The organism is Bradyrhizobium sp. 139, assembly GCF_023074175.1.
Classification (GTDB): domain Bacteria; phylum Pseudomonadota; class Alphaproteobacteria; order Rhizobiales; family Xanthobacteraceae; genus Bradyrhizobium.
Window position 1 is genome coordinate 1 of sequence record NZ_JADPKS010000176.1, and the last position, 26,998, is coordinate 26,998.

Here is a 26,998-nt window from a genome sequence, read left to right on the forward strand (position 1 = left end):
AACGAGCTGCTGCCTTGGGACTGGAAGAAAACCCCTGTTCAGTCCGCGGCCTGATCGGGCCACCGCGCCAACGCGGTTATCCCGCGGCCCTCACCGGACCGTTACGTGCTCGCCGCCCGGGCGGGCCGGCGAAAAGTTTGTCCGGCCCGTTCTGATCGCAAGCTAACCAACATCCAGGAAGGGCCGCTGCCGGCAACAGGCCGCGTACAACAGCATGAACAAATGGAAGCTGCTCGCAGAAGCAGAATACTGGGATCACTTGGCCGATCTTGAGCTGCCTTCTTACTTCCAACGATGCAGCGCCATTAGCTCAAATGAGGTAGAGCGGCCTCAAGCGATCCCAAACGCGAACGACGCTCGACGGGAGACGATTTCCGCCGCGTGAGGACGGAGCGAGGCTGTCGTTTGCATTCCGTACGACCACACTTCTCAAGGGCGCCGCGACCACGGGCATGTTCTGTCGAGCTTTGAGGCAGGCGATTACGTCACCCAGTTCGTTCGGCCGCTGCGCAATTGCAACGAGAGAATGCGACGCCGCCCTCACGGGCTTGCGACCTGTTGCAGCGTGTTGAAGCGCGCCTTCTGCTCGCTGCTCAGCGTGGCATAGAACTCGTCCAGGGCGGGTTCGACCAGCTTGGCGGCTGTCAGCATGGCCTCGAGCCGGTGCTGCATCGCCTCCAGCCGTCCAACCGGCGTCAGCGGCACATCATTCGGACAGGCCGCCTGTAGGCTCTCAACGCCCTTTGCCGTCGCTTCGCTCAGGCGGTCGAGCGATTCCTTCTGCTTGCCCGCGGGGTGGAGCACGGCCTCGAGTCTTTGAATCGGCAGCTGGGTCAGGCCGGACTTCGGATCGCCGCAGCCGTCGGCACGGGCTTCCTGGGCACTGGCTTGCTGCTGCTGCTGCGGCGATCGTTCGCCGACATTGGGGCCGAGCGCGTTGAAGCGGGCCTGCTGCTCGTCATTGAGCGAGTTGTAGAGATTCTCCAGTGCCGGTCGCACGATCTTGACCGCTTCCAAGGTCGCACTGACGCGGTTCATCATTGCCCGCAAGCGGCCGGGCGGCGTCAACGCATAGGTCTCCGCGCAGGAGTCCTTGAAGACATCTGCGGCCCTTGCCGCCGCAGCCTTCAACTCGTCGAGCAGTGCGCGCTGCTCCGGTGTCGGCCGCACCGCCCGCGCGATATCGGCGAGCGGCCACGCCGTGACGCCTTTGTCCGGAGTGCCGCACAATTGCTGGAGCGTTTGCGAGCTCACGCTGGCGCGCTGGCGCGCGCGGTAGCCGCCGCCGGCTTGCGGATAGTCAGACGGGTTGGTGCTGGCATAGGCGGAATAGGGGCTGTCACCGCCCCAGAACACGGTGTCGACGAAGTCGTCATAGGCGTAGGCCCAATAGCCGGGCTCGTAGGCATAGGGCCAGAACGTGTAGTCAAAAATGTCGGAATAGGCGTACGGCCAGAACACCGGGCCACGCCACGCCACGAACACCGCGGGATGGCGGTGTCGCCAGGCCTGCCGGGGAGCCCAGCCGCTCTGGCGGGCGACGAGGGCCGCTTGGGTTTGCGCAGTAGCCTGCTCGCGGAAGCGCGCGGCAAACCGTCCGCGCGCGGCGGCCTGCAGGGCAGCCGCAGTAGCTGGGGTGCGCCCGGCCGGAGCCTGTAATCCAAGCCGCTGCTGGCGTGCCAGGTCGCTTTGCTGCGCACGTTGCTCACGGCCAAGCAAGCGGTTTTGCGTCTGGAGCATCCGTTGCTGCTCGCGTTGCGCCCGCGCGCCTTCCAGCTTTTGCGATTGCAATTGCTGCACGCGCTGCTGCAGGCGATCGATACGGGTCTGGCGGTCCGCGGTCTGGCGCGACAGCATCTCGCGTTGCCGCTGCTGCAGCATCTGCTGGCGCTGCTCGACGTGCTGCTCGCGCTGTTGGACACGTTGCTCGCGCTCAAGCATGCGGCTCTGCGACTGCAGCGCCCGCTGCTGCTCGTGTTGCGCCCTTGCGCCTTCTGGCTTTTGCGACTGCAATTGCTGCACGCGCTGCTGCAAGCGGTCGATGCGGCCTTGGCGTTCCGTGGATTGGCGCGAAAGCATCTCGCGCGGCCGTTCCGGCCGCTCGCTCACGGCCGGCGGTGCGCTTGGGCGCGAGGGGGCGGCGATATGCGGCGTCGGCCGCGGCGCCATGGCCGGACGTTGCGGCGCCGCCGGCGCCCGATGAAAGTCAGGCCGCGGCGCGGCCACGTGCGGGGCGGCCCGCGGTGGCGGTGCAGCGAAGTGGGGGGCCGGACGCGGCGGCGAGGCGATGTGCGGCGCCGGATGCGGTGCCATGGCCGGACGCTGCGGCATGGAAGGTGGATGGAATGCCGGCGCGGCCGGACGCGCCATGGCAGGTGGTGCTGCTGGCCGAGCTGCCGGCGCTGGCCCCGGTAGTCCACCCCTTCCGTGTCCCTGGGGTCCCTGGGCGAATGCGCCGACGCTCGCCGCCAGCATCGAGACACCGACCAAGAAAGCCGTCAGGCACACGCCACGCGGAAGCATGATTGAAGCTCCCAGCCAGTAACTGCCCACAACTTGCAACGCACAGGTGGCGGAATCGTTCGTTGTTGGCCCCGGCCGGCATTGCGATCTTCCGACGCAGGCACCTCAAGAGAGATCCTGCGTCAGGGTGGTGGCGAACCGCTCCAGCGCCCACTCGACCTGGTCGCTGGTGATCACCAGCGGCGGGGCGATGCGGATCGTGTGCTCGTGAGTATCCTTGGCGAGAATGCCCTTGCCCTGGAGCGCCTCGCAGTAGCGGCGTGCGCGGCCGGCCTCAGGATGCAGCTCGACCGCCAGCATCAAGCCGCGCCCGCGCACCTCGCGGATGGTGTTGGCGCGGATGTCTTTCAAGCCTTCGAGAAAGCGCGCGCCCTGCCGGGCGGCGTTCTCGATCATGCCTTCCTCGACCAGCACGCGCATCGCCGCGCGCGCCACCGCGCAGGCAAGCGGATTGCCGCCGAAGGTCGAGCCATGCTGCCCGGGTCTCAATGTCCCGAGCACCTCGTTGTTCGAGAGCACGGCCGACACCGGATAGAAGCCGCCGGACAAGGCCTTGCCGAGCAGCGTCACGTCCGCCTCTATACCCTCGTGCTGTTCGGCGAGCAGCTTGCCGGTGCGTCCAAGCCCGGTCTGGATCTCGTCGAGCACCAGCATGACGTTGTTGGCCGTGCATAGCTCCCGCACCTTGGTGAAATAGCCGGCGGGAGGAATGATGACGCCGGCTTCGCCCTGGATCGGCTCGACCAGGAAGGCGACGGTATTCGGCGCGATCGCGTCCTCCAGCGCCGCGGCGTCGCCGAACGGGATGATCTTGAAGCCCGGCGCGAACGGCCCGAAGTGTGTGCGGGTCTCAGGATCGGTTGAAAAGCCGACGACGCCCAGCGTGCGTCCGTGGAAATTGTTGGCGCAGACGACGATTTCGGCCTTGCCGTCCGGCACGCCTTTCACCTCATAGCCCCATTTGCGCACCGACTTGATCGCGCTTTCGACCGCCTCGGCGCCGCTGTTCATCGGCAGCACCTTGTGGGAGCCTGTCAGCGCCGCGATCTCTTCGTAGAAGGGGGCGAGCTGGTCGTTGTGGAAGGCGCGCGAGGTGAGCGTCAGCCTGTGCGCCTGTTCCACCATTGCCGCCAGGATCTTGGGGTGGCAGTGGCCCTGGCTGACCGCCGAATAGGCGGAGAGGCAATCGAGATAACGGTTGCCTTCGGTATCCCAGACCCAGACACCTTCACCGCGCGACAGAACCACCCCGACCGGCTCGTAATTATGGGCGCCAAAGCGTGCTTCCGCTGCGAGAAAATCAATGACCGACGAGCTCATCTTTCGTCTCTCCAGTGCTACGCACGCCGGCGTCAACCGGCTGCACCGGCCGCGCTGAAATTGATCTGGGTATCAGCCTGCCTCCTTGGAAGCCTTCATGCGCCCCGATGGCGCGGTACGGCCTGATTTGCCCGAAATGTCAGGTGGTTCTGCGGAACCACAGGTCATCGTTCGCCGACCCACCCTCTACTGTGCATGGGGTTGTTTTCGACATTTTTGTTTCGAGGCCTCATCCGATCGCGCAGGGCACGCTCAAAAAGCCGCGGAAGCGCACCCGTCCGCCGCGTACCGGCTTGCCGTTCACGGCATAGCTCGGGAAGCGCGCCAGGAAGCGCGAGACTGCGATGGCGCCTTCCAGCCGCGCCAGCGCCATGCCGGCGCATTGATGCGCGCCGGTGGCGAAGGCGAGATGCCGGTTCGGCGTGCGCTCGATGTCGAAGCTTTCAGGGGTCGGAAACTGCGCCGGATCGCGGTTCGCCGCACCGATGCACAGCGTGATCGAGGTGCCGGCATCGAGCGTGACGCCGCCGAGCTCGACGCGCTCGGTGGTCATACGGTTGCCGAGCTGGTTCGAGCTTTCGTAACGCAGCATCTCCTCCACGGCGGTCTTGATCAGGTCCGGATTGTCGATCAGCCGCTGCTTCTGATCCGGATTCCGGTCCAGCGCCACCAGGCCATTGCCGATCAGATTGGTGGTGGTCTCGTGACCGGCATTGAGCAGGAAGATGCAATTGTGCAGCAGCTCCTTCTCGGTCAGCCGTTCGCCGTTCTCCTCGCCGTTGCCTTCTCCTTGGATCAGGCGCGTCAGCACGTCGCGCTCGGGATTGCCGGGCGTCTTGCGCCGGCGTGCGACCAGGGTCGAGAGATAGGCGAGGAAGTCCTTCACCGCGATGTTGCCGCGCGCAGCCACTTCGGGCGACACCACGGGTTCGAGGGCACCCAAGATCGCCAACGACCAGTCGCGCAGCGGCTCGCGTTCGTCATGAGGAACGTCGAGCAGATTGCCGATGACCTCGATGGGAATCGACGCGGCAAAATCCTCGATCAGCTCGCAGCTGCCCTTGGCGGCGATGGTGTCGAGCAGGCCGTCGACCAGCCTGATGATATCAGGCTCCATCCCCGCGATCGCGCGCGGCGACAGCGCGCCCATGATCAGGCGGCGCACGCGGGTGTGGGCGGGCGGGTCGTTGAAGACGAGGCTCGTGGTGTGGTGCTCGTAGAGCGGGGTGTCGCCGTATTTCGGCGCGAACTCGCGCTTCTTGTCCGAGCTGAACGACTTCGTGTTCTTGTAGGTGGTGACGAGGTCGTCATAGCGGGTCAGGAACACGGTGCCGTTTGGCAGGCGCTTGACCGGTTCGTTCTCCCGCAGTGCACGATAAGTCGGGTAGGGGTTGTCGTAGAATTGGGGCGTCAGCTGCTCCAGATCGAAATTGGCCGCCAGTTCTTTCGCATCTGCGTTCATGCCGCCATACTCGCCGGTTGAGACCGATATGTCGTATTCGCTCTTTCGAGCCGCTGGGATCACCGTCTACAGTCGTGCCGTGATTTGCTAGCCGACCGGACAGGAAAATGCACGCCCGCGCTGACGCTGCCGACACGGCCTCGAATTGGCCCGACGAGATTTTCGCGACATTGCAACGCTTCGACGTCCGGCAGGTGCCTTACGTGCCGGATGCCGGTCATTCGAAGCTGATCAACCGCGTGTTGGATTCATCCACCATGCGCGGCATTCCGCTGACGACGGAGGAGGAGGGCGTAGCGCTCCTTGCCGGCGCCTGGACCGGCGGGCAGCGCGGTGTGCTGCTGATGCAATCGAGCGGGATCGGTAATTGCATCAACATGCTGTCGCTGATCCCGATCCTGCGCTTTCCATTCTTGACGCTGGTGACCATGCGCGGCGAATGGGGCGAGTTCAATCCATGGCAGGTGCCGATGGGATCGACCACGCAGGGCGTGTTCGAGCTCTCGGGCGTCCAGGTGCTGCGCGCGTCCAATGCGGCCGAGGTGCCGACCGTGCTGGAGGCGGCCGCAGCGCAAGCCTACAACGCGCTCACGCCCACCGCCGTCCTGCTGTCGCAGCGCCTGATCGGCGCCAAGGTTTTCGCCAAATGAGCAAGGCCAATCTCCTCGACCGCCGCAAGGTTGTCTCCACCCTGCTTGCGAACCGCAAGGACGTGGTTGCGATCGGCGGTCTCGGGGCCTCCACCAACGACATCTGTGCCGCCGGCGACCACGCGCGCAACTTTTACCTCTGGGGCGGCATGGGCGGCGCGGCGATGATCGGGCTTGGCCTGGCGCTGGCGCAACCAAAACTGCCGGTGCTGGTCATCACCGGCGACGGCGAGATGCTGATGGGCATGGGCAGCCTTGCCACCATCGGCCTTCAGAAGCCGCCCAACCTCTCAATCGTGGTGCTCGACAACGAGGCCTATGGCGAGACCGGCGGCCAGACCAGCCACACCTCGGCGGCCGCCGACCTCGTCGGCGTTGCCAGGGCCTGCGGCATCGGGGATAGCCGGGCTGTCACGACGATGGCCGAGGTCGAAGCTTTCGCCAAAGCCGTCCACGACGTTTCGGCGGGGCCGCGATTTGCCAATGTGAAGATCGACAGCGCCAATCTGGAGCGAATTCTGCCGATCCGCGACGGGACTTACATCGTCAACCGGATCCGCGGCGACCTCGGGTTTCAGCCGATTTAGAACCCACAGATACTTTTGAGATATTTTCCTGCAGGTTGCATTGCACCATTTAGCTTGACTTTTGCGTGGGTGAGTGCTTACTCACTAGCATGAGTTCACTGCGAATGACGAGCGACCTGAGGCGTCAATTGATCCTCGGCGCCGCAAAGCGCTGCTTTGCCCGACACGGTTATACCGGCACCACGACGAAGAGCGTGGCGGCCGCGGCTGCCATTTCCGAGGCGCTGCTGTTCAAGCATTTCCCGTCCAAGGCGGCACTGTACGCGGAGATCCTCAGCGACGAATGCGAGGCGGATCCGGCGCTCACCGAGCTGCTCGAGCGGGAGCCTTCGACGGCCACCCTGGTCGAAGTGATCCGCGGCATGGTCGAGCATTTCCTTCACATCGCCGACGGTCCCGATCAGGAAGAGGCGCAGCGGCTGCGACTGATGGCCACGAGCCATTTGGATGATGGCGAGTTCGCGCGTTTGCTATATGCCAAGATCGCGAAGCTGATCGGGGCGGTGTTCCTCGCCTCGCTCGAGCGAGCGGTTGCCGCCGGGGACGCGCGGCCATTCAGCGGCGATCCGCTCAACCTGTTCTGGTTTGCGCATCACACGGTGATGACCGCTGCGCTGACCAGGCTGCCGGCCACGCCCTGTCTCGCTTACGGCAAGGCCAACGATCTGGAGCGGCAGCTTTGTGAGTTTCTCCTGAGGGGTATCGGACTTAACGACGCCGCAATTGCTTCGCATTTGGGCCGCGATCAGGCCGCTTGTGCGGGCAAGACGGCGATTGCAGAAAGTGCATGACATGAACATCGTGACCGAACACAAGATTTCGGGCGAACCGATCGACAACAAGGCTCCCAAACGACCGGTTCGGCCGGTGCTGTGGTTCATCATCGTCGGCACGCTGCTCGGCGTGCTCGTGGGTGGCCTTGTCTGGTTCAATTATTTCCGCGGCCAGATGATCAAGCAGTTCTTCGCCAGCAACAAGCCGCCGCCGACGGCGGTCAGCGCGGCCGAAGCGAAGTCCGAGGTGGTGCCGAACCTGCTCACCGCCGTAGGCGGGCTCTCCGCCGTGCACCAGGTCGACGTCAGCGCCGACGTCAACGGCCGTGTCACCGAGATCAAGTTCGAGCCGGGCGCGCATATCGAGGCCGGCACGCCGCTGGTGCAATTGTTCGACGCGGCGGAGCAGGGCGATCTCGCGAGCTTCAAGGCACAGGCGACCGTCGCGCAGTTGTCGCTCGACCGCGCCAAGCAGCTGGCGTCGCGCCAGTTCGGTCCGCAGGCGACCGTCGATCAGGCGCAGGCTGCGTACGACCAGGCACTGGCCGGAATCGCCAAGACGGAGGCGCTGATCTCGCAGAAGCTGGTGCGCGCACCGTTCTCCGGCGATCTCGGCGTCCGCAAGGTCGAGGTCGGCCAGTATCTGACAGCCGGCACCGCGATCGTCTCGCTGACCGACCTGTCGGAGCTGTGGGCCAACTTCACCGTGACGGAAAAGGACTCGGGCAACCTTAAGGTCGGCCAATCGGTTCGGCTAAAGGTCGACGCCTATCCGGGCCGCAGCTTCGACGCCAAGATCACCACGATCGAGCCGCAGATATCGAGCGACACCCGCAACATCCGCGTGCAGGCGACCGTCTCCAATCCGGAGAAGATCCTGAAGCCCGGCATGTTCGTGACCACCACGGTGGTGCTGCCGGACAAGCCAGCGGTGATCACCGTGCCGGAGACGGCGGTCGACTACACGCTGTACGGCGACTCCGTGTTCGTGATCACCGAGAAGAAGGAAGAGGACGGCAAGACCAGCCTCTCCGCGGTGCGCACCTTCGTGCAGACCGGCAGCCGGGTCGAGGGTCGCGTTGAAATCATCAAGGGCGTGAAGCCGGGCGACAAGGTCGTCGCCGTCGGCCAGCTCAAGCTGCAATCGGGCGCGGCGGTGTCGATTTCGACCGACCCGGCTCCGCAGATCCCGGCGCAGCCACCGCGCTACTGATTCCCCACACGCGAGTGATCCGGCCCGGCCGGATCACTTTTCTTGAGACAAAGAAATCGAGATCGCCGCGATGGCCTTTACCGATATTTTCATCAAGCGCCCGGTCCTGTCGGTCGTCGTCAGTCTGCTGATTCTGCTGATCGGCCTGCGCGCGGCGATGGTTCTGCCGATCCGGCAGTATCCGAAGCTGTCGAACACGGTCATCAACATCACGACCGTCTATCCCGGCGCCTCCGCCGACCTGATCCAGGGCTTCATCACCACGCCGATCGAACAGGCGGTCGCCTCCGCCGAGGGTGTCGACTACATCACCTCGTCCTCGGTGCTCGGCACCTCGACGATCCAGGTCTACATCAAGCTGAACTTCGATCCGAACCAGGCGCTGACCGAAGTGCTGGCCAAGACGAACTCGGTCAAATACCTGATCCCGAAGGAATCCAACGACCCGATCGTTACCAAAACCACGGGCCAGACCACGGCCGTGATGTATCTCGGCTTCTCGTCCGAGGAGCTCTCGGGCTCGGCGATCTCCGACTATCTGACGCGCGTGGTTCAGCCGGTGCTGTCGACTGTTGACGGCGTGGCCTCGGCCGATATTTTGGGCGGCCAGACCTTTGCCATGCGGTTATGGCTCGATCCCATGAAGATGGCTGGCCGCAACGTGTCGCCGGCCGACGTCGCCGCCGCGATCGCCGCCAACAACTTCCAGTCGGCGGCGGGTCAGACCAAGGGTTATCTCATCGTCTCGAACGTGTCGACGAATACGGGCCTGACCGACGTCAACCAGTTCAAGAAGATGATCGTCAAGGCTAAGGACGGCGGCTTCGTGCGGATGGAGGACATCGCCACCGTCGAGCTTGCGGCTCAAAGCACGGACGCGAGCGTCGCCTTCAACGGCGAGCACGCGATCTTCATCGGCGTGCAGGCAACCCCGCAGGGCAACCCGCTCACGTTGGTCAAAGGCGTGCGCGCGCTGTTCCCCGAGCTCGAACGCAATCTGCCGCCGTCGATGAAGATGAAGGTCGCCTACGACTCGACCAAGTTCATCCAGTCCTCGATCGACGAGGTCGAGAAGACGCTGGGCGAAGCCGTGATCATCGTGATCGTGGTCATCTTCCTGTTCCTGGCTTCGTTCCGCTCGGTCATCATTCCTGTCGTCACGATTCCCTTGTCGATGATCGGCGTCTGCACCTTGATGCTGGCCCTGGGCTTCAGCTTCAACCTCTTGACCCTGCTCGCGATGGTGCTTGCGATCGGCCTCGTGGTCGACGACGCCATCGTTGTGGTGGAGAACATCCATCGCCATCTGGAGGAGGGGAAGACACCTGTACAAGCGGCGCTACAGGGCGCGCGCGAGATCGTCGGTCCCGTCGTGTCGATGACGATCACGCTCGCCGCGGTGTACGCGCCGATCGGCTTCCTCGGCGGTCTCACCGGCTCGCTGTTCCGTGAGTTCGCCTTCACGCTTGCGGGTTCGGTGATCGTGTCCGGCGTCATCGCGCTGACGCTGTCGCCGATGATGTGCTCGGTGCTGCTGAAGAACACCGAAGAGGGCCGGTTCGCAAAACTGGTCAACAAGGTGTTTGGCGCGCTCACGCGCTGGTATGGCCGCAGGCTCGACCGCTCGCTCGACTACAAGGCCATCACCGGCCTGTTCGCGGTGACGATCCTCGGGCTCGTCGGCTTCCTCTACATGCATACGTCCAAGGAGCTGGCGCCTGAGGAAGATCAGGGCATCGTGTTCGCGGTGACCAAAGCGCCGAAATACGCCAATATCGACTATGTCGATTTCTACGGCGAGAAGCTCGACGAGAAATTCCAGAAGTTCCCTGAGACCGATCTGCGCTTCGTGCTGAACGGCATCAACGGCCCGCAGGGCGGCATCGCCGGCATGCTGCTCAAGTCCTGGGAAGAGCGCAAGCGCTCGTCGATCCAGCTGAAGCCGCTGGTGCAGGCCGAGCTGTCCAAGATCGAGGGTGTGCAGGCCTTCGCCTTCAACCTGCCGCCGCTGCCGGGTGGACCGGGCGGCCTGCCGGTGCAGATGGTGATCAACTCCACCGCAGGATTCCAGACGGTCTATGAGCAGATGGAGAAGCTGAAGGACGCTGCCCGCAAGAGCGGCATGTTCATCGTCTCCGACAGCGACCTCGCCTACAACCAGCCCAACGTGAAGGTGACGATCAACCGCACCAAGGCGCAGGATCTCGGCGTCAACATGCAGAACCTCGGCAGCACGCTCGCGGTTCTACTCGGCGGCAACTACGTCAACCGCTTCAATCTGGAGGGCCGTTCCTATCAAGTGATTCCGCAGGTGCCGCGCGGCCAGCGGCTCTCGCCGGAATCGCTGGGCGGTTACTATGTGACCACCAACACCGGCCAGCAGCTTCCGCTCTCCACGGTGGTGTCGATCGAGACCAAGACCGAACCGAATTCACTGACCCACTACAATCAGCTGAACTCGGCGACCTTCTCCGCCGTGCCGATGCCTGGCGTGACCGTCGGTGCGGCGGTCGACTTCCTCGAAGGCGAAGCCAAGAAGCTGCCTGCGGGTTTCAGCCACGACTATCTCGCTGACAGCCGGCAGTACGTGCAAGAAGGCAATCAGCTCGCGGTCACCTTCGGTTTCGCGTTGATCATCATCTTCCTGGTGCTGGCGGCGCAGTTCGAGAGTCTTCGCGATCCTCTGGTGATCATGATCTCGGTGCCGATGGCGATCGTCGGCGCGCTGATCCCGCTGTTCTTCGGCATGGCGACCATGAACATCTACACCCAGGTCGGTTTGCTCACCTTGGTCGGCCTCATCACCAAGCACGGCATCCTGATGGTGGAGTTCGCTAACGAGCTCCAGATTAACGAGCGGCTCGACCGCCGCTCGGCGATCGAAATGTCGGCCCGCATCCGTCTGCGGCCGATCCTGATGACCACGGCCGCGATGGTCACCGGCCTGATACCGCTCCTGACCGCGACCGGCGCCGGCGCGGCCAGCCGCTTCTCGATCGGCCTTGTGGTCGTCGCCGGCATGTCGATCGGCACGCTGTTCACGCTGTTCGTGCTGCCCGCGGTCTATGTCGTGCTGGCGACCGACCACCGCGCGGCGGCCGATTCCGAGCGGAACAAGGAAGTCAACGAACTCGACCTTGGCTCGAAGGCGCTGCGGCCGACCTGAGCCACACGTAAGCGAATCGGAGGGCGGCAGCGGGCAATCCGTTGTCGCCCTTTTTGTCTGTCCGCAGCCTGCGGCTGCCGTTAGGCTTATGGCAAGCCCTTTCTGCGTTGGCGAGAGACAAGTTCCGGCCTTCTTGCTAGATTCGCCGGGATGAGCATCTCCCTCCACCCCGACACCCCGCAAGCCAGGACGCTGCCGAGCGCGGCCCCGGCGGGCGTTGTGCCCGGCGAGGCGGCGGGGCGCGGGATCAGGATCCGGCTGTTCACCAAATATGTCGCGCTGTTCGTGGCCGTCGTCGCCATCGCGCTGCTGGCCAACGGGCTGTTCGAGGTCTTCTTCTATTATCGCGAGCACAAGGCCTCGCTGATCCGGGTGCAGCATGAGCAGGCAGAGGCGGCCGCGGCCAAGATCGGCCAGTTCGTCAAAGAGATCGAGAGCCAGCTCGGCTGGACCACGCAATTGCCGTGGTCGGCAAGCTCGGTCGAGCAGCACCGGTTCGACGCGCTGCGGCTGCTGCGTCAGGTGCCCGGGATCACCGAGCTTGCCCAGGTGGATTCGACCGGCAAGGAGCGGTTGCGCGTCTCGCGGCTCGCCATGGATGCGATCGACAGCGGCATCGACCTGTCCGGCGATCCAAAATTCACCGAGGCTGTCGCGCACAAGGTCTATTACGGGCCGGTCTACTTTCGCCGGGAATCCGAACCCTACATGACGCTGGCGCTCGCCGGCGCGCGCAAGGATGCCGGTGTCAGCATCGCGGAGGTCAATCTGAAGTTGATCTGGGACGTCGTCTCCCAGATCAAGGTCGGCGAGCACGGACACGCCTACGTGGTCGGCCCGGAGGGCCGCTTGATTGCGCATCCCGACATTAGCCTCGTCTTGCGCAACACCGACATGTCCAGGCTCGCGCAGGTGAGGGCCGCGCAGACGGGCGGCGGCACCATGCCGGACGCGCTGCAGGAGGCGACCAATATCCAGGGACAGAAGGTTCTGACGGCGTCCGCCCCTATCCCACCGCTCGGCTGGACCATGTTCGTGGAATTGCCGGTCGAGGAAGCCTACGCCTCGCTCTACGCGTCGCTGCAGCGGCTCGCGATCGTGCTGCTTGCCGCGTCGATCTTTGCGGTGCTTGCGGGGGTTTTTCTGGCGCGCCGCATGGTCGGTCCGATCCAGGCGTTGCGCAGCGGCGCCGAACGGATCGGTGGCGGCGACTTCTCCCAGCGCATCTCGATCAGGACTGGCGACGAGCTCGAAGGGCTCGCCGACCAGTTCAACGATATGGGCGCGCGCTTGCAGGAATCCTATGCTGACCTGGAGAACAAGGTCGAGCAGCGCACCGCGGAATTGAGCGAATCCCTTCAACAGCAGACCGCAACAGCAGAGGTGTTGAAAGTCATTAGCCGTTCGGCGTTTGACCTGCAAACCGTACTGGACACCCTCGTCGAATCGGCGGCTCGCTTATGCGACGCAGACGAGGGGACGATTTTTCGTCCGATGGACGACGGCTATCGCCTGGCGGCAAGCCATGGACTAGGCGACGTGCAGAAGAACCACCTCGCGACATTCACGACTGTGCCTGAGAGAGGAAGCGTGGTCGGACGTACCCTGCTGGAAGCCAAGACGATCCACGTCCCCGACGTGCAGGCGGATCCGGAATTTGCGTCCTCTGCGGCTCGAAGGCCTTCCAACGTGCGGACCATGCTTGGCGTGCCGCTATTGCGCGACGGTGTGCCGATTGGCGTATTCGTGTTGACGCGCCACATGGTGCGGCCGTTCAGCGCGTTGCAGATCGAGCTTGCGACGACATTTGCCGACCAGGCCCTGATCGCGATCGAGAATGTCCGGCTGTTTGATGAAGTCCAGGAGCGCACCAGAGAGCTCTCGCAGTCGCTCGACGAATTGCGCACCGCCCAGGGCCGCCTGATCCAGACCGAGAAGCTGGCGTCGCTCGGCCAGCTCACCGCCGGGATCGCGCACGAAATCAAGAACCCGCTCAACTTCGTCAACAATTTCTCCTCGGTATCGACGGAACTGATCGACGAGTTGAACGGGCTCCTGCAATCGGCCGATCTTACCGGCAAAACGAGAGAAGAGGTCGGCGAATTGACCGGCATGCTCAAGGGCAATCTCGAGAAGGTCGTGCAGCACGGCAAACGCGCCGATTCCATCGTCAAGAACATGCTGCTGCATTCCCGCGAAGGCTCCGGCGAGCACCGCGCTTCCGACATCAATGCGGTCGTCGAGGAGAGCCTCAACTTGGCTTATCACGGCGCGCGCGCCGAAAGGCCCGGCTTCAACGTCACGCTCGATCGCGATTTGGATCCGGCCGCCGGCATGCTCGACATCTATCCGCAGGAGATCGCGCGTGTCTTCCTGAACCTGATCTCGAACGGCTTCTACGCCGCGACCAAGCGCAAGGAGAGCGCCGGGGAAGGTTTCGAGCCGATCTTGCGCGCAACGACCAGAGATCTCGGCAGCAGGGTCGAAATCCGGATCCGCGACAACGGCACCGGGATTCCGCCCGAGGTGAAGGAGAAGATGTTCAATCCTTTCTTCACGACCAAGCCGGCCGGCGAGGGCACCGGGCTCGGCCTGTCCATGAGCCATGACATCGTCGTGAAACAGCATAGCGGCGCGATCGACGTGAACACCGAGCCCGGTGTATTCACGGAATTCATCATCACCCTGCCGCGCACGATGGCGGCAGGCGACACTACTGGAGACAAGACTTGAACGTTTACATCCTGGTCGTCGATGACGAGCCCGACGTCGAGGCGCTTTTCCGGCAGCAGTTCCGGCGGGAGCTGCGCGCGGGACGCTTCCAGATGGAATTTGCGTCCTCTGCGCCTGATGCGCTCAAGCGCGCTGCCGAGGTTCGCGACCCCTCGCTGATCCTGATCCTGTCAGATATCAACATGCCCGGCATGAGCGGGCTCGACATGCTGCCGAAGGTGCGCGCCGCGCATCCGGACGTTCCCGTCATTATGATCACGGCCTATGGCGACGCCGAGACGCGCCGGAAGGCGATCGAGCGCGGCGCCGTCGGGCTCCTCACCAAGCCGATCGATTTTGCACTGCTGCGGCAGGAGATCGACGCCAGGCTCGAGCAAGCCGCATGACCTCGACCATCCTCTTCGTTGATGACGAGCCGGACCTCGAGGCGCTGATCCTGCAAAAGTTCCGCAGGCAGATCCGCGACGGGCTCGTCGCTATCATGTTCGCGCGCGACGGCGTCGAGGCGCTCGAGTCCCTCGAGCAGAACCCGCATGTCGACATGGTGGTCTCCGACATCAACATGCCGCGCATGGATGGGCTGTCGCTGCTGGCGAAGCTCCAGGAGGCGGAGGAGAAGAAGTCGACCATCATCGTCTCGGCCTATGGCGACATGAGCAACATCCGCACTGCCATGAATCGCGGTGCGTTCGACTTCCTCACCAAGCCCATTGATTTCGCCGATCTGGAAGCCACGATCCAGAAGACCATTCGCCATATCGACATGCTGCGCGAGGTGCGGCGGCGGCAGATGGAAGCCGAACGCGCCCACGCTTCGCTGTCGCGTTTCTTCTCGCCGGAGATCGCCAGGCGTCTGGCGGCGAATGTCGAGGGGGACGACATGGAGGTGCAATGGCGCGATGTCGCCACCATCTTCACTGATATCACCGGCTTCACGTCGCTGGTCGAGAGCGCAGCGCCCGAGACGCTGGGCGAACTCCTCAACGAATATGTGGGCGGCATGACCGAGATCGTTTTTGCGCATGAGGGGACGGTCGCCAAGATCATCGGCGATGCGATCCAGGTGCTCTTCAACGCACCCGGCGACCAGCCGGACTATGCGACACGCGCGGTGGCCTGCGCGCACGATCTCGACGCCTGGGCGCAGGATTTTTGCGCGCGGTGGAAGGCGAGGGGCGTCAGTTTCGGGGCCACCCGCATCGGGGTCCATGCCGGGCCAGCGTTGGTCGGCAATTTCGGAGGCAACCGCTTCTTCGACTACACCGCCTACGGCGACACCATCAACATCGCGGCGCGGCTGGAGGCCGCCAACAAACATCTGGGAACACGCATTTGCGTCAGTGCCAGCGTCGCCAAGGCGGCGGAGCATTTTCAAGGCCGTCCCGTGGGTGATCTGATGCTGCGCGGACGCAGCGAACCGCTGCGTGCGTTCGAACCGTTGCCGCTGGAAAAATTCGAAGCGCCAACGACGGCGCAATATTCCGAGGCGTTTGCCAAGATGGCGGCCGGCGACGTCGCCGCCATGCCGGCGTTTGCCGCGCTGGTCGGGATGCACGCCGACGATTCCTTGGCCGGCTTTCACCTGAAGCGCCTCCTCAACGGCGCCAAGGGCATTCGCATGCAACTGGAATAGGAGTCCGACATGACGCGCGAATTCTCTGCTGGCAATTACCGTTTCATTCCCTCTGTGTTCCAGTATTCGGCCGGTGCGGCGGCGGATGACGGTTATGAGATCGAGCGCGTCCGTTTCGGTCGCTTGGTGCCGCTTGCGGAAGGGTTTGCGTTGGCGGCGAAGTTCATCCAGGAGGCGGGGCGGCCGCTGACCGCGTTCTGTGCCTGCGAGCTGCGCTCACCAGCGGCGTTCAGCGAAGACGGCTTTCGCGCGTTCAACCTGCATTATGTGAAGACGCTGTCCGAATGGGGCATCTTCGATGGCACCGCCAATCCGGTGGCGCGCAGCAATGTCTGTCCCGAGATCGATCCGCCATCCGAGCCATCGTTCTATGCCTTCTCCTTCACGCGTCCGACAACGTCGCAGGCACCAAGCTTCGTGATTGCCGGTGGCGCCGAGGCGCGCGAGGGCAGCGGGACCTATGTCGAGCGCACGGTGCGTTACCGCGACCTCAGTCCGGAAGGGCTGCGCGAGAAGGTGCGCTTTACGACTACGTCGCAGATGGAGAGCCGCATGACGGCCTTCGGCTTCGGCTGGAAGGACACGACTGGCGTGCAGGCTTATTCCGTGCATGATTTTCACCACGCGCTGGTCGACGAACTGGTCCGTCGCGGCGCGCTGCGCTCAGGCCTGACTTGGCATTTTGCCCGCCCGCCTGTGGTCGATCTCGAATACGAGATGGATTGCCGCCGCGTGATGCGAGAGACCGTCATTTGAGGTCCTCATCCTGAGGGGCCGCCAAGGGCGGGCGTCTCGAAGGATGGCCACGGGTGACAGTCCGGCCTTCATGGTTCGAGACGCGCGCGAAGAGCGCGCTCTCACCATGAGGAACAGCTAACGCTGGCGCGGGTCGAGCGCGTCACGCAGGCCGTCGCCGAGCAGGTTCAGGGACAGCACCACGAGGAAGATCGCAAATCCCGGCCAGATCGCCATCCACGGCGCCTGGGTCAGGAAGCGTTGTGCCGCATTGAGCATGCTGCCCCATGACGGCGCCGGCGGCTGCTGGCCGAGGCCAAGGAAGGACAGCGCCGCTTCGGCGATGATGGCAGCTGCGATCGACAGTGTGGCCTGCACCAGCAGCGCGGGCAGGATGTTCGGCAGGATATGCGAGAACGCGATCCGCCACGGCGGATTGCCGAGCGCCCGCGCCGCTTCGACATAGTCTTCGGCCCTGACGCTCAGCACCTGCCCACGTGTTAGCCGAACGAAGATCGGCGTTGCCGAGATGCCGATCGCGATCATGGCGTTGCCGAGGCTGGGACCGAGGAACGCCGCCAGCGCGATCGCCAGGATCAAAAACGGACAGGCCAGCATGGCGTCGGTGATCCGGCTGATCAGCGCATCGACAAAGCCGCCGCGATAGCCGGCGAGCAGGCCGAGCGGCACGCCGACGCCGAGCGCGATCGCAACCGAGATGAGACCTGCGAGCAGCGAGGCTCGTGCACCGTAAACGACGCGGCTGAGGATGTCGCGGCCGAGCTCGTCGGTACCGAACCAGTGCGCCGCCGTGGGGGACTTGCGCACCAGGCTCCAGCTCGTCGCGATGGGATCGTAGGGCACGACGAGCGGAGCAAGGACTGCAAGAGCGATGAACATCGTGATCACGACAAGCCCGAACACCGCGGCCTTGCGCTTGAACAGCCGCCGGCGCGCGCGTCGCGCCGGGCTGTCGAGCTCGTAGCCTTGCGTGGCGGGACTGGATGGCAGCGCGGCCTCGGTCATCGCCTAGCCCCGCAGCCGCGGATTGACGAGAATATAGGCGACGTCGGCAACAAGGTTCAGCGTGATGTAGACCGTCGCCGTCACCAGCACCACGCCCTGCACGACCGCGTAGTCGCGGTTGAACACGGCGTCGACGATCAGCTTGCCGAAGCCCGGAATGGAGAAGATCTGTTCGGTGAGCACCGCGCCCGACAACAGCGTGCCGAGCTCGAGTGCGCCAAGCGTGATGATCGGCGTCAGCGCGTTGCGCATGGCGTGTTTGAGGATCACCGAGCGCTCGGAGAGGCCCTTCGCGCGCGCGGTGCGAACATAATCGCTCTCCAGCACCTGAAGCATCGCGCTGCGGGTGTGCCGCATCAGAACCGCGGAAATCGCATTGCCGAGCACGAAGGCCGGCATGATGGTGGCAGCCAGGCTCGCGCGCCAGTTCTCAGTCAGCGGCACGTAGCCGGAGGCCGGCAGCCAGCCGAGCTCGATCGAGAACAGGAAGATCAGCATGATGCCGAGCCAGAAATTCGGGGTCGAGATGCCCCATAGCGCGAACAAATTGGCGCTGTAGTCCCACACCGTGCCCTTCTTCACCGCCGAGACGATACCGGCGGGAATGCCAATCAGGAGCGCGATCAACATTGCCATCGAGCCGAGCTGGAGCGTCACCGGCAGCTTCTGCGCGATCAGCTCGCGCACCGGCATCTTGTTGCGCAGCGATTCCCCGAAATTGCCGGTCAGGACGCCCTTGAGCCAATAGACGTACTGCACGGGGATCGGCTGATCGAGCCGGTATTGCTGGCGGATCTGCTCGATCACGGCGGGATCGCGCTCCTCGCCGGCCATCACAAGCGCCGGATCGCCCGGCAGCAATTGCTGCAGCGAGAAGATCAGCACCGACACGAAGAACAGTGTCGGCACGATCTGCACAATGCGGCGGGCGAGGAAGTTCAGCATCGTTCTGGCCGCGTCTCAGGCAATACCATGCTCACTTGAACTTCAGTCCGACCACACGAACCAGCCCGTCGGGCATCTGCCTGTAGCCTTGGAGCTTGGTCGTATGCGCAATCAGGAGCGTGCGGTGATAGATGTAGATGATCGGCAGGTCGGTGAGCAGGATCTTGGCCAGCTTTTCGTAAATCGCCTTGCGCTCATCGACGTTGGCTGTCAGCCGACCGTCTTCCATCAGCTTGTCGGCTTCCGGGTTGGCGTATCCGCCATCGTTCTGCGGTGCCTTGCTGCGCATGAAGATGTAGGAGTTGCCGTCGGGATCGATGCGGCCACTCCAGTTGATCTGGAAGACCTGGAATTCGCCGGCTTGGGCCTGCTTGAAGGTCGTTGCAAATTCGACCGCACGGATCTTGATGTCGAAGCCGGCTTCCGCGGCCATCGACTGGATGACCTGAGCCACGGCTTCGTTCTCCGCGCCCTTGGGGATCATGTAGTCGACGGTTACCGGCGAGGTGACGCCCGCTTCCTTCAACAGCGCCTTCGCCTTCGCGACGTCGCGCGCCCGAACCGGGAACGCCTTCTGGTAATAGGGATGCGTCGGGCTGACCCATTGATTGCCGGGCGTGAATTCGCCGTTGAAAACGACCTGGTTGAGGGCTTCGCGATCGATGGAAAGGTCGAGCGCTTGGCGGACTTTCGCCGATTGGCTCAGCGGCCCCTTGGCCTTGTCGTTGCCGATATTGACGGTCAGGCCGAGATAGCCGAGCTCAGGCGCGGTTGACAACACAAGCCGGGAGTCAGCGCGTACGTCCTTGATGTCGGTGGCGAGCACGCGCTCGATCAAATCGAGCCCGCCGGACTTCAGATTGGCGAGCCGCACCGTCGCATCGACGATCGGCAGGAACACGACACGGTCGATGTGGATGTTGTCCTTGTTCCAGTAGTCGGCGAATTTCTCGAAGACCATGCGGTCCTGCTGCACGCGCTCGACGAGCTTGTACGGACCGGCGCAGACCGGATGTAGGCCGAACTTGTCACCGGCCTCCTTCGCCGCCTTGGGCGAGACCATCATGCCGGAGCGGTCGGTCAGCTGGGCGATCAGTGGCGAGTAGGGAGTCTTGAGCACCAGCTTGATGGTCAGGGGATCGACCACCTCGACATGGTCGACGCTGGCAAGCTCCGACTTCCGGAACGAGGTCGGCAGCGTCATGTGACGCTCGATCGAGAATTTTGCGGCTTCTGCATCCAGTGGCTCGCCGTCATGGAATTTGACGTTGGGCCGGAGCTTGATCGTCATCTCCTTGCCGTCAGCCGAAGTTTCGTGCGACAGCGCGAGCTGCGGCACGATGTTGAGCTTCTCGTCGATGTCGAACAGCTTGTCGCAGAAAGCGGAGAACACGATGCGACCGACATAGGTGCGGCCGATGCTGGGGTCGAGGATGTCGGGATCTTCGGCGATGCCGATGCGAAGGGTGGTCTGGGCTTGGGCGCCGCCCGCGAGCGACGTCAGCAATGCCGACGCCAGGATTGCCAAACGCATAGGACTCATCGCTTTCAACCTCTGTTTTGCGGCTATGCCGGGTCCGTTCCCAATGAACTAACCCCGCTGCCGCGTACTGCTTCCGGGCCGCCGCTGAAGGCGGCGACCAATTTTTCAAGAACCGGCGAGAAGCCGCCGTCCACTGGGACGATCGCCTCGGAGGACGGCAGTTCCGACGTTCGGTGGCAGGCCGTTGCATGTCCGATGCCATCCGGCAGCAGCTGAGGCATTTCGCTGCGGCAGCGCTCGGCGACATAGGGGCAGCGCGTGTGAAAGCGGCATCCCGGCGGCGGAGTGAGCGCGCTGGGGATCTCTCCCTGGAGCACAATCCGGCTGCGCTTTGCCCGCGGTTTAGGCACGGGAATCGCGGACAGCAGCGCCCGGCTATAGGGATGGCGCGGCGCGGCGAACAGTGCGTCCGCCTCCGCGGTTTCGACAATCTGGCCGAGATTCATCACCGCCACGTGGTCGGCGATGTGCTTGACCACCGCGAGGTCATGCGAGACGAAAATGTACGCAAGCCCGAGCCGGTCCTGGAGCTCGCGCAGGAGATTGAGTATCTGCGAGCGGATCGAGACGTCGAGTGCCGAGACCGGCTCGTCGCAAATGATCAGCTTCGGCTCGACCGCGAGCGCACGGGCGATCGCGATGCGCTGGCGCTGGCCGCCGGAGAATTCGTGCGGATAACGCCGTTCCAGCCGCGGCTCCATCCCGACTAACCGCAATATTTCCGCGACACGTTCTCGCCGTTGCGACGGCGGCACGAGATCGTGCAGTGCCAGCGGCTCGGTCAGGATCTGGCCGACCGTCATGCGCGGATTGAGTGAGGCGTAGGGGTCCTGGAAGATGATTTGCGCCTCGCGGCGGAATTTTCGCAGCGCGGCGGCATCGAGCGAGAGCAGGTCGCGGCCGTCGAAACGCACCGTGCCCGCATCGGGCTCGATCAGCCGCAGCACCAGGCGGCTGACGGTGGATTTGCCGCAGCCGGATTCGCCGACCAGGGCCAGCGTCTTGCCGGCTTCGAGAGAGAAGCTGACGCCATCGACCGCTTTGACATGCGCCAGCGCCCGGCCGAACAGCGAGCGCTGGGCGACGAAATGCTTGACCAGGCCTTTGACCTCGAGCAGCGCCATCACGACACCAGACGTTCGAGCGGCGCGCGGATGCAGCGCGAGAGGTGGCCGGGGCTGATCTCGACGAGCGGCGGCGGCGCCTTGGTGCAGGCGTCCAGCATGAACGGGCAGCGTGCGGCGAAGCGGCAGCCCGCCGGGGGCCGCATCATGTTCGGCACCATGCCCTCAATCGTGGCCAGCTGCTCCGCGCGGTGGTCCAGCCGCGGGATCGAGCCGAGCAGGCCGACGGTGTAAGGGTGCTGCGGCGTGGAGAACAATTCGTCCACCGGCGCGCGCTCGACGATCTCGCCGGCATACATCACCGCGACTTCGTCGCAGACCTCGGCGACGACGCCGAGATCATGGGTGATCAGGATGATGGCGGCGCCGCTCGCCGCTTTCAATTCGCGCATCAGCTCCAAAATCTGCGCCTGCAAGGTGACGTCGAGCGCGGTGGTCGGCTCGTCGGCGATCAGAAGCCGTGGATCGCAGGCAAGCGCCATCGCGATCATCACGCGCTGGCGCATGCCGCCTGAGAGCTTGTGCGGATATTCGTCGATGCGCCGCTCGGGCGAGGGGATGTGGACGCGGCGCAGCAGCTCGATGGCCCGCTCGCGCGCGCTGCGCCGGGAGCCGCCGCGATGGCGCAGAATGGTCTCGGTGATCTGGTCGCCAATGGTGAGGCTCGGATTGAGCGACGTCATCGGCTCCTGGAAGATCATCGCCAGCCGGTTGCCGCGGAGGTCGCGCAGGGTCTGGTCCGAGGTCTTCAGAAGGTCAAAACCGTCGAAGCGGATCGCGCCCGATATCTCCGCACTTTGTTTCGGCAGCAATCCCATGATCGCCAGCGACGTCACGCTCTTGCCGCAGCCGGACTCGCCGACAAGGCCGAGCGTTGCGCCATTGGCGACGCTGAGATCGACGCTGTCGACCGCATAGGTAATGCGGCCGTCGTCGCCGTGGAAGCGGATGCGCAGGTCTTTGATCTCGATGAGAGGGCTTGCGCTCATGATCGTTTTGCACTTGCCGCGGCGATGCTGGCGTCAATGACGCTGCGATCGGTGTTGCCGGCAGGATTCTGCCGAGTTGGCATAGAGCTGCGGAAGTGAACCCAGAGTTCGTGGCTGACCCGTTCGAGCCGCTCGAGCTCGCCGAGCGGATCGGGATGATCGTCGGCGCGCACGTCCAGTGCCGGCCATTCCTCCTCGCCGTGGATCAGGAGCGCCGCCGACTGCTTGCCGCGCTTGTCGCCACCGGCGGCCTCGCCCGCGCGCATGGCGGCGAGCAGCCGGCGCGGGAAGGGCAGGCTGTCATTGGCAATATAGGTCTTCGCGGTCTCGTCGAGCACGTCGGCGCCGGCAAGCATGTTGCCGGCGATCGAAAAGCCGCTGCCTGAGATGTGCCCGCACCAGTCGACGCAGTCGCGGCCCATATGCGCGGCAATCGCGCCATTTGCGTCCATGATGTGGATCTGCCGGCTCTCACGGCCATCGTCGGTCGCGAGCAGGGCAGCGAGAACGTCGTGCGCGTTCAGGCCTTCACGCAGCAGCTTGACGCCGTCGATCCCATAATAGGGATTGACGAAGGCCTGTGTCGCGATCGCGCCGAGGCCCGCCGCGACATACGGCACGCGCGCGCCGACGGCGAAGAAGCGGGTCGCAACGGCGATGCCGAACTGGCCGGTGACAGGGTCTCGCGCGATGATCGACCAGGTCATGTGCTGCCCTCAGCGCCCTGCGGCGTAGCCTTGCATTCCGCGCGGATTGGCGGCGGCGCGGCGGCGCACCCCGACGCGCGAGGCGGCGGTGAGGCGGCCCTCGGACCAGTCGGGGCCGATCTCCACGATATGTCCGCGCTCGCGAAGGTTCTCGATCGTCGCTTTGGGCACGCGGTTCTCGACCACGAGCACGCCGGGACGCGCGGTGCGCGGCCAGAACGAGATCGGAAAATGCTCGGAGTGCCAGGCCGGTGCGTCGATCGACTCCTGGAGATTGAGATTGCAATGGACGTGGCGCAGGAAGAACTGCGTGATCCATTGGTCCTGCTGGTCGCCGCCGGGCGAGCCCCAGGCCAGATACGGCTCGCCGTCGCGCAGCGCCATGGTCGGCGACAGCGTCGTGCGCGGGCGCTTGCCCGGCGCCAGCGAACTCGGTTGGTTCTCCTCCAAATCGAACATTTGTGCGCGGCTGCCGAGGCAGAAGCCCAGCTCGGGAATGACAGGCGAGGATTGCAGCCAGCCGCCCGACGGCGTCGAGGACACCATGTTGCCGGCCTTGTCGATGATGTCGAAATGCACGGTGTCGCCGCGCACCTCGCCGAAGCGCCCTACCGTTGGTTCGCCGGCGCCGAGCGCGCCGACAGCCTCGCGCTGGCCTTCAGCGCGGCGCAGCTTGACCACGCCACCAAAGCCCTCGACGGCGCCGGGCCGGAGATCGAGTGAAGCTTTCTCGGTCACCAACTTACGACGTTCGTCGTTGTAAGCGTCCGACAGCAGCGTCGCGATCGGGATCTCGCTGAACTTGGGATCACCGTAGAATTTTTCGCGGTCGGCGAAGGCGAGCTTTGCGCATTCGATCTGGAGATGGATGAACTCCGGTCCGGTTGGATCGAGCCCGTCGAGCGCAAAGCCCTTCAGCAGCGCGAGCTGTTGCAGCGTCACCGGCCCTTGGCTCCAGACGCCGGCCTTGCAGACGGTGTAGCGGCCATAGTCGTAGGTGAGGGGGGCTTCGACGGTCGGCTGCCAGCGCGCCATGTCGTCGGCTGAGAGCACGCCGCGATGCGGCGAGCCGCTGACGTCCATGACTTCCTGGGTGCGGCAGAATTTGTCGATGGCTTCCGCGACGAAGCCTTGTGACCAGGCCTTGCGTGCGCGCTCGATCTCGGCGTCGCGGCCGCCGTCGCCGCTCTCGGCCTCGCTCAGGATTCGTGCGTAGGTCGCGGCCAGCGTCTTGTTGGTGAAGAGCGTGCCGGGCTTCGGCACTTCGCCGTTGGGGAGGTAGACCGCGGCAGAAGTCGGCCAATGCTTGCGGAACAATTGCTCGACGGTCTGGATCGTGGCGCAGGCGCGCTCGACCAGCGGATGGCCGTCGCGGGCATAGGAGATCGCGGGCTCCAGCACGTTGCGCAGCCGCATCGTGCCGTAATCGCGGAGCAGCATCATCCAGGACTCGAACGTGCCAGGAACGCAGGCCGCGAGCAGGCCGGTGCCGGGCACCATGTCGAGGCCTTCGCTCTTGTAATGCGCGATGGTGGCGCGCGCCGGCGCCGGCCCTTGGCCGCAGATCACCTCGGTACGCCCACGCTTGACGTCATGCACGATGATGGGCACGTCTCCGCCCGGGCCGTTTAAATGCGGCTCGACCACCTGGAGCGTGAAGGCGGCCGCGACACCAGCGTCGAAGGCGTTGCCGCCCTTTTCCAGCATGGCCATGCCGACTGCGGTCGCGATCCAGTGCGTGGTGGCGACGACGCCGAATGTACCCTCGATCTCGGGGCGCGTCGTGAAGGGATCGGGATTGACGTTGCTGGCCATGGATTACCTCAGTTGCGACGCGCGCAATTGATCACAGGCGATGCCGGGCCGCCAATGCGCTGATAGCATGGCACGCGCGCGTCACGCCGGTACCGGCGCGGTGTTGACCGCGTGACACGCGACGCCGTCGATCAGTTCCGGGGCCTCCTTGCGGCAGAGATCGAACGCCAGCGGGCACCGCGGATTGAAAGCGCAGCCGGGCGGCGGATTGATCGGATTCGGGATCTCCCCTTTGACCGGAATGCGCTGGCGGCCGCTCATGGCAAGATCAGGCACGGCGCCCAGCAGCATCCTGGTGTAGGGCATGCGAGGACGGGCAAACAGCTCGCGTCCCTCCGCGATCTCGACGATGCGGCCGAGATACATCACGCCGACGCGGCTCGCCATGTGGCGGACCACGGCGAGGTTGTGGCTGATGAACATGTAGGTCAGGCCGAACTTGTCCTGGAGGTCGCGCATCAGGTTCAGGATCTGCGCCTGCACGGAGACGTCGAGCGCCGAGGTCGGCTCGTCGCAGACGATGAATTCTGCGTTGGAGGCGAGCGCCCGGGCAATCGCAATGCGCTGGCGCTGGCCGCCGGAGAATTCATGCGGAAACTTCAGCCGGTCGTCGGGATGCAGGCCGACGAGGCTGAGCAACTCGCCGACGCGGGCCTGGATGTCGCGCTCGCCCTGGATCAGGTCGAAGGCGCGGATCGGCTCGGAGATGATGGCATCGACCCGGAAGCGCGGGTTGAGGCTCGCATAGGGGTCCTGGAAGATCATCTGGATGCGGCGGCGCAGCTTTCGGCGTGCCGGCGCCTGCCGCGGATCGGTCATCGAGACGCCGTCGATCAAGACGTTGCCGGAGCTCGGCGGCAGCAGGCCGACGACCATCCGCGCCACCGTGGTCTTGCCCGAGCCGGATTCTCCGACCAGCGCAAAAGTCTCGCCCTTCCTGATGTCGAAAGTGACACCGTCGACGGCCTTCAGATATTCGAGATGTCCGCCCTCGAGCACACGGTTGAGCCAGGGTTTCGAGACGTCGAAGACGCGACGCAGATTTGTTGCCTGAACGAAGGGAAGGCTCATGCCGCGCTCTCCGCCGGCACATTGTCATAGAGGTGGCAGGCGACGGATTGCGCGCCGCGTGGCAGCGGCTCCGGCCGCTCGACCCGGCAGCGATCGAACGCGAATGCGCAGCGCGGATTGAACGAGCAGCCGCGCGGGATCGCCGACAGGCGCGGCATGGAGCCGGGAATCTGCACCAGGCGCTTGTCGTCCCCCGCAAGCGTCGGGATCGCGCCCATCAGGCCCTTGGCGTAAGGATGCAACGGATTCCTGACGACGTCCTGCACCGGACCGATCTCGGCGACGCGGCCGGCATACATCACCGCGACGCGGTCGGAGGTCTCGGCGATCACGCCCATGTCGTGGGTCACCAGCATCACGGCGGTGCCATGGTCGCGGCCAAGACGCTTGATCAGGGAGATGATCTGCGCCTGCACGGAGACGTCGAGTGCAGTGGTCGGCTCGTCCGCGATGATCAGCTCGGGCTCGGCGCAGATCGCGAGCGCAATCACCACCCGCTGGCGCATGCCGCCGGAGAATTCGTGGGGATAGCCGTCGATGCGCTTTTCCGGTGCGGGAATTCCGACCTCGGCGAGCAGGTCGATGGCACGGCGGCGGGCGGCCGTTTCGGATAGGTTCAGATGGGTTCTGATCGTCTCGATGATCTGGTCGCCGACGCGGTAGAGCGGATTGAGCGAGGTGAGGGGATCCTGGAAGATCATGCCGATCCGTTTTCCGCGGATACGGCGCATCTCCTCCGGCGGCAGATTGTCTATCCGGAGGCCCGCAAGGCGAATCTCGCCGCCGGCGATGCGTCCGGGCGGATCGATCAGGCCGATCACCGCAAGCCCGGTGACGGATTTGCCGGCGCCGGATTCGCCGACCACGCCCAGCACCTCGCCCTTGGCGATGTCGAACGAGATACCGTCGATGGCCCGCAGCGTGCCGCGGCGTGAGGCGAATTCCACCTGGAGATTCCGCACGGAAAGGATGGGTTCGGTCAT

General features: G+C 64.5%; 21 protein-coding genes. 9 read left to right on the top strand and 12 right to left on the bottom strand.

From position 1 onward, the window contains the following. Positions 1–540 precede the first annotated feature (540 nt). The 3 genes from IVA80_RS37685 to IVA80_RS37695 form a co-directional block, all read right to left on the bottom strand. Complete coding sequence (locus IVA80_RS37685; RefSeq protein WP_247440178.1) at positions 541–2,313, bottom strand: Spy/CpxP family protein refolding chaperone; 1,773 nt, start codon at positions 2,311–2,313, stop codon at positions 541–543. Between the two features lie 315 nt (positions 2,314–2,628). Continuing rightward, positions 2,629–3,843: an ornithine--oxo-acid transaminase gene (gene rocD / locus IVA80_RS37690; RefSeq protein ID WP_247440179.1), complete on the bottom strand. Its 1,215-nt coding sequence runs from the start codon at positions 3,841–3,843 to the stop codon at positions 2,629–2,631. Between the two features lie 229 nt (positions 3,844–4,072). Next, entirely contained in the window at positions 4,073–5,305 is a 1,233-nt protein-coding gene (locus IVA80_RS37695; RefSeq protein ID WP_247440180.1) for a cytochrome P450, read from the bottom strand. A 107-nt stretch (positions 5,306–5,412) separates the two neighbouring features. Between IVA80_RS37695 and IVA80_RS37700 the strand changes: the two genes are divergently transcribed. From IVA80_RS37700 to IVA80_RS37740, 9 genes are all read left to right on the top strand, one after another. Continuing rightward, on the top strand, positions 5,413–5,955 hold the full coding sequence (locus IVA80_RS37700) for a phosphonopyruvate decarboxylase (RefSeq protein ID WP_247440181.1): 543 nt from the start codon (positions 5,413–5,415) through the stop codon (positions 5,953–5,955). Then, entirely contained in the window at positions 5,952–6,542 is a 591-nt protein-coding gene (locus IVA80_RS37705) for a thiamine pyrophosphate-dependent enzyme (protein ID WP_247440182.1), read from the top strand. Before IVA80_RS37700 ends, IVA80_RS37705 begins: the two co-directional genes overlap by 4 nt. Positions 6,543–6,631: 89 nt before the next feature. Continuing rightward, positions 6,632–7,333, top strand: coding sequence for a TetR/AcrR family transcriptional regulator (locus IVA80_RS37710; RefSeq protein WP_247440183.1), 702 nt, complete (start codon positions 6,632–6,634; stop codon positions 7,331–7,333). 1 nt (position 7,334) lies between these two features. Beyond that, positions 7,335–8,528 carry an efflux RND transporter periplasmic adaptor subunit gene (locus IVA80_RS37715; RefSeq protein ID WP_247440184.1) on the top strand — a complete coding sequence of 398 codons (1,194 nt, stop codon included), beginning with the start codon at positions 7,335–7,337 and terminating at the stop codon, positions 8,526–8,528. Between the two features lie 70 nt (positions 8,529–8,598). Further along, a complete protein-coding gene (locus IVA80_RS37720) occupies positions 8,599–11,694 on the top strand; it encodes a MexW/MexI family multidrug efflux RND transporter permease subunit (protein ID WP_247440185.1) in 3,096 nt (1,031 codons plus the stop codon). Between the two features lie 150 nt (positions 11,695–11,844). Further along, entirely contained in the window at positions 11,845–14,427 is a 2,583-nt protein-coding gene (locus IVA80_RS37725; RefSeq protein ID WP_247440186.1) for a cache domain-containing protein, read from the top strand. After that, entirely contained in the window at positions 14,424–14,813 is a 390-nt protein-coding gene (locus IVA80_RS37730) for a response regulator (RefSeq protein ID WP_247440187.1), read from the top strand. The genes IVA80_RS37725 and IVA80_RS37730 overlap by 4 nt, the downstream gene beginning before the upstream one ends. After that, positions 14,810–16,060, top strand: coding sequence for an adenylate/guanylate cyclase domain-containing protein (locus IVA80_RS37735; RefSeq protein ID WP_247440188.1), 1,251 nt, complete (start codon positions 14,810–14,812; stop codon positions 16,058–16,060). The genes IVA80_RS37730 and IVA80_RS37735 overlap by 4 nt, the downstream gene beginning before the upstream one ends. Positions 16,061–16,069: 9 nt before the next feature. Then, complete coding sequence (locus IVA80_RS37740; RefSeq protein ID WP_247440189.1) at positions 16,070–16,816, top strand: hypothetical protein; 747 nt, start codon at positions 16,070–16,072, stop codon at positions 16,814–16,816. Between the two features lie 117 nt (positions 16,817–16,933). Here the strand turns inward: IVA80_RS37740 and IVA80_RS37745 are convergent, their stop codons facing one another. The 9 genes from IVA80_RS37745 to IVA80_RS37785 form a co-directional block, all read right to left on the bottom strand. Then, complete coding sequence (locus IVA80_RS37745) at positions 16,934–17,821, bottom strand: ABC transporter permease (protein WP_247440190.1); 888 nt, start codon at positions 17,819–17,821, stop codon at positions 16,934–16,936. A gap of 3 nt (positions 17,822–17,824) precedes the next feature. Further along, positions 17,825–18,766 carry an ABC transporter permease gene (locus IVA80_RS37750; protein WP_247440191.1) on the bottom strand — a complete coding sequence of 314 codons (942 nt, stop codon included), beginning with the start codon at positions 18,764–18,766 and terminating at the stop codon, positions 17,825–17,827. Positions 18,767–18,797: 31 nt separating this feature from the next. Beyond that, entirely contained in the window at positions 18,798–20,309 is a 1,512-nt protein-coding gene (locus IVA80_RS37755; protein WP_247440192.1) for an ABC transporter substrate-binding protein, read from the bottom strand. Positions 20,310–20,332: 23 nt separating this feature from the next. Further along, positions 20,333–21,433, bottom strand: coding sequence for a dipeptide ABC transporter ATP-binding protein (locus IVA80_RS37760; protein ID WP_247440193.1), 1,101 nt, complete (start codon positions 21,431–21,433; stop codon positions 20,333–20,335). Next, positions 21,433–22,422, bottom strand: a complete 990-nt coding sequence (locus IVA80_RS37765) for an ABC transporter ATP-binding protein (RefSeq protein ID WP_247440194.1) — start codon at positions 22,420–22,422, stop codon at positions 21,433–21,435. Before IVA80_RS37765 ends, IVA80_RS37760 begins: the two co-directional genes overlap by 1 nt. Beyond that, positions 22,419–23,129, bottom strand: a complete 711-nt coding sequence (locus IVA80_RS37770; protein ID WP_247440195.1) for a DUF1028 domain-containing protein — start codon at positions 23,127–23,129, stop codon at positions 22,419–22,421. The genes IVA80_RS37765 and IVA80_RS37770 overlap by 4 nt, the downstream gene beginning before the upstream one ends. Positions 23,130–23,138: 9 nt before the next feature. Next, positions 23,139–24,944: a gamma-glutamyltransferase family protein gene (locus tag IVA80_RS37775; RefSeq protein WP_247440196.1), complete on the bottom strand. Its 1,806-nt coding sequence runs from the start codon at positions 24,942–24,944 to the stop codon at positions 23,139–23,141. Positions 24,945–25,025: 81 nt separating this feature from the next. Continuing rightward, positions 25,026–26,015, bottom strand: coding sequence for an oligopeptide/dipeptide ABC transporter ATP-binding protein (locus tag IVA80_RS37780; protein ID WP_247440197.1), 990 nt, complete (start codon positions 26,013–26,015; stop codon positions 25,026–25,028). Further along, positions 26,012–26,998 (bottom strand): ABC transporter ATP-binding protein, encoded by a 987-nt coding sequence (locus IVA80_RS37785; RefSeq protein WP_247440198.1) that lies wholly within the window; start codon positions 26,996–26,998, stop codon positions 26,012–26,014. The genes IVA80_RS37780 and IVA80_RS37785 overlap by 4 nt, the downstream gene beginning before the upstream one ends.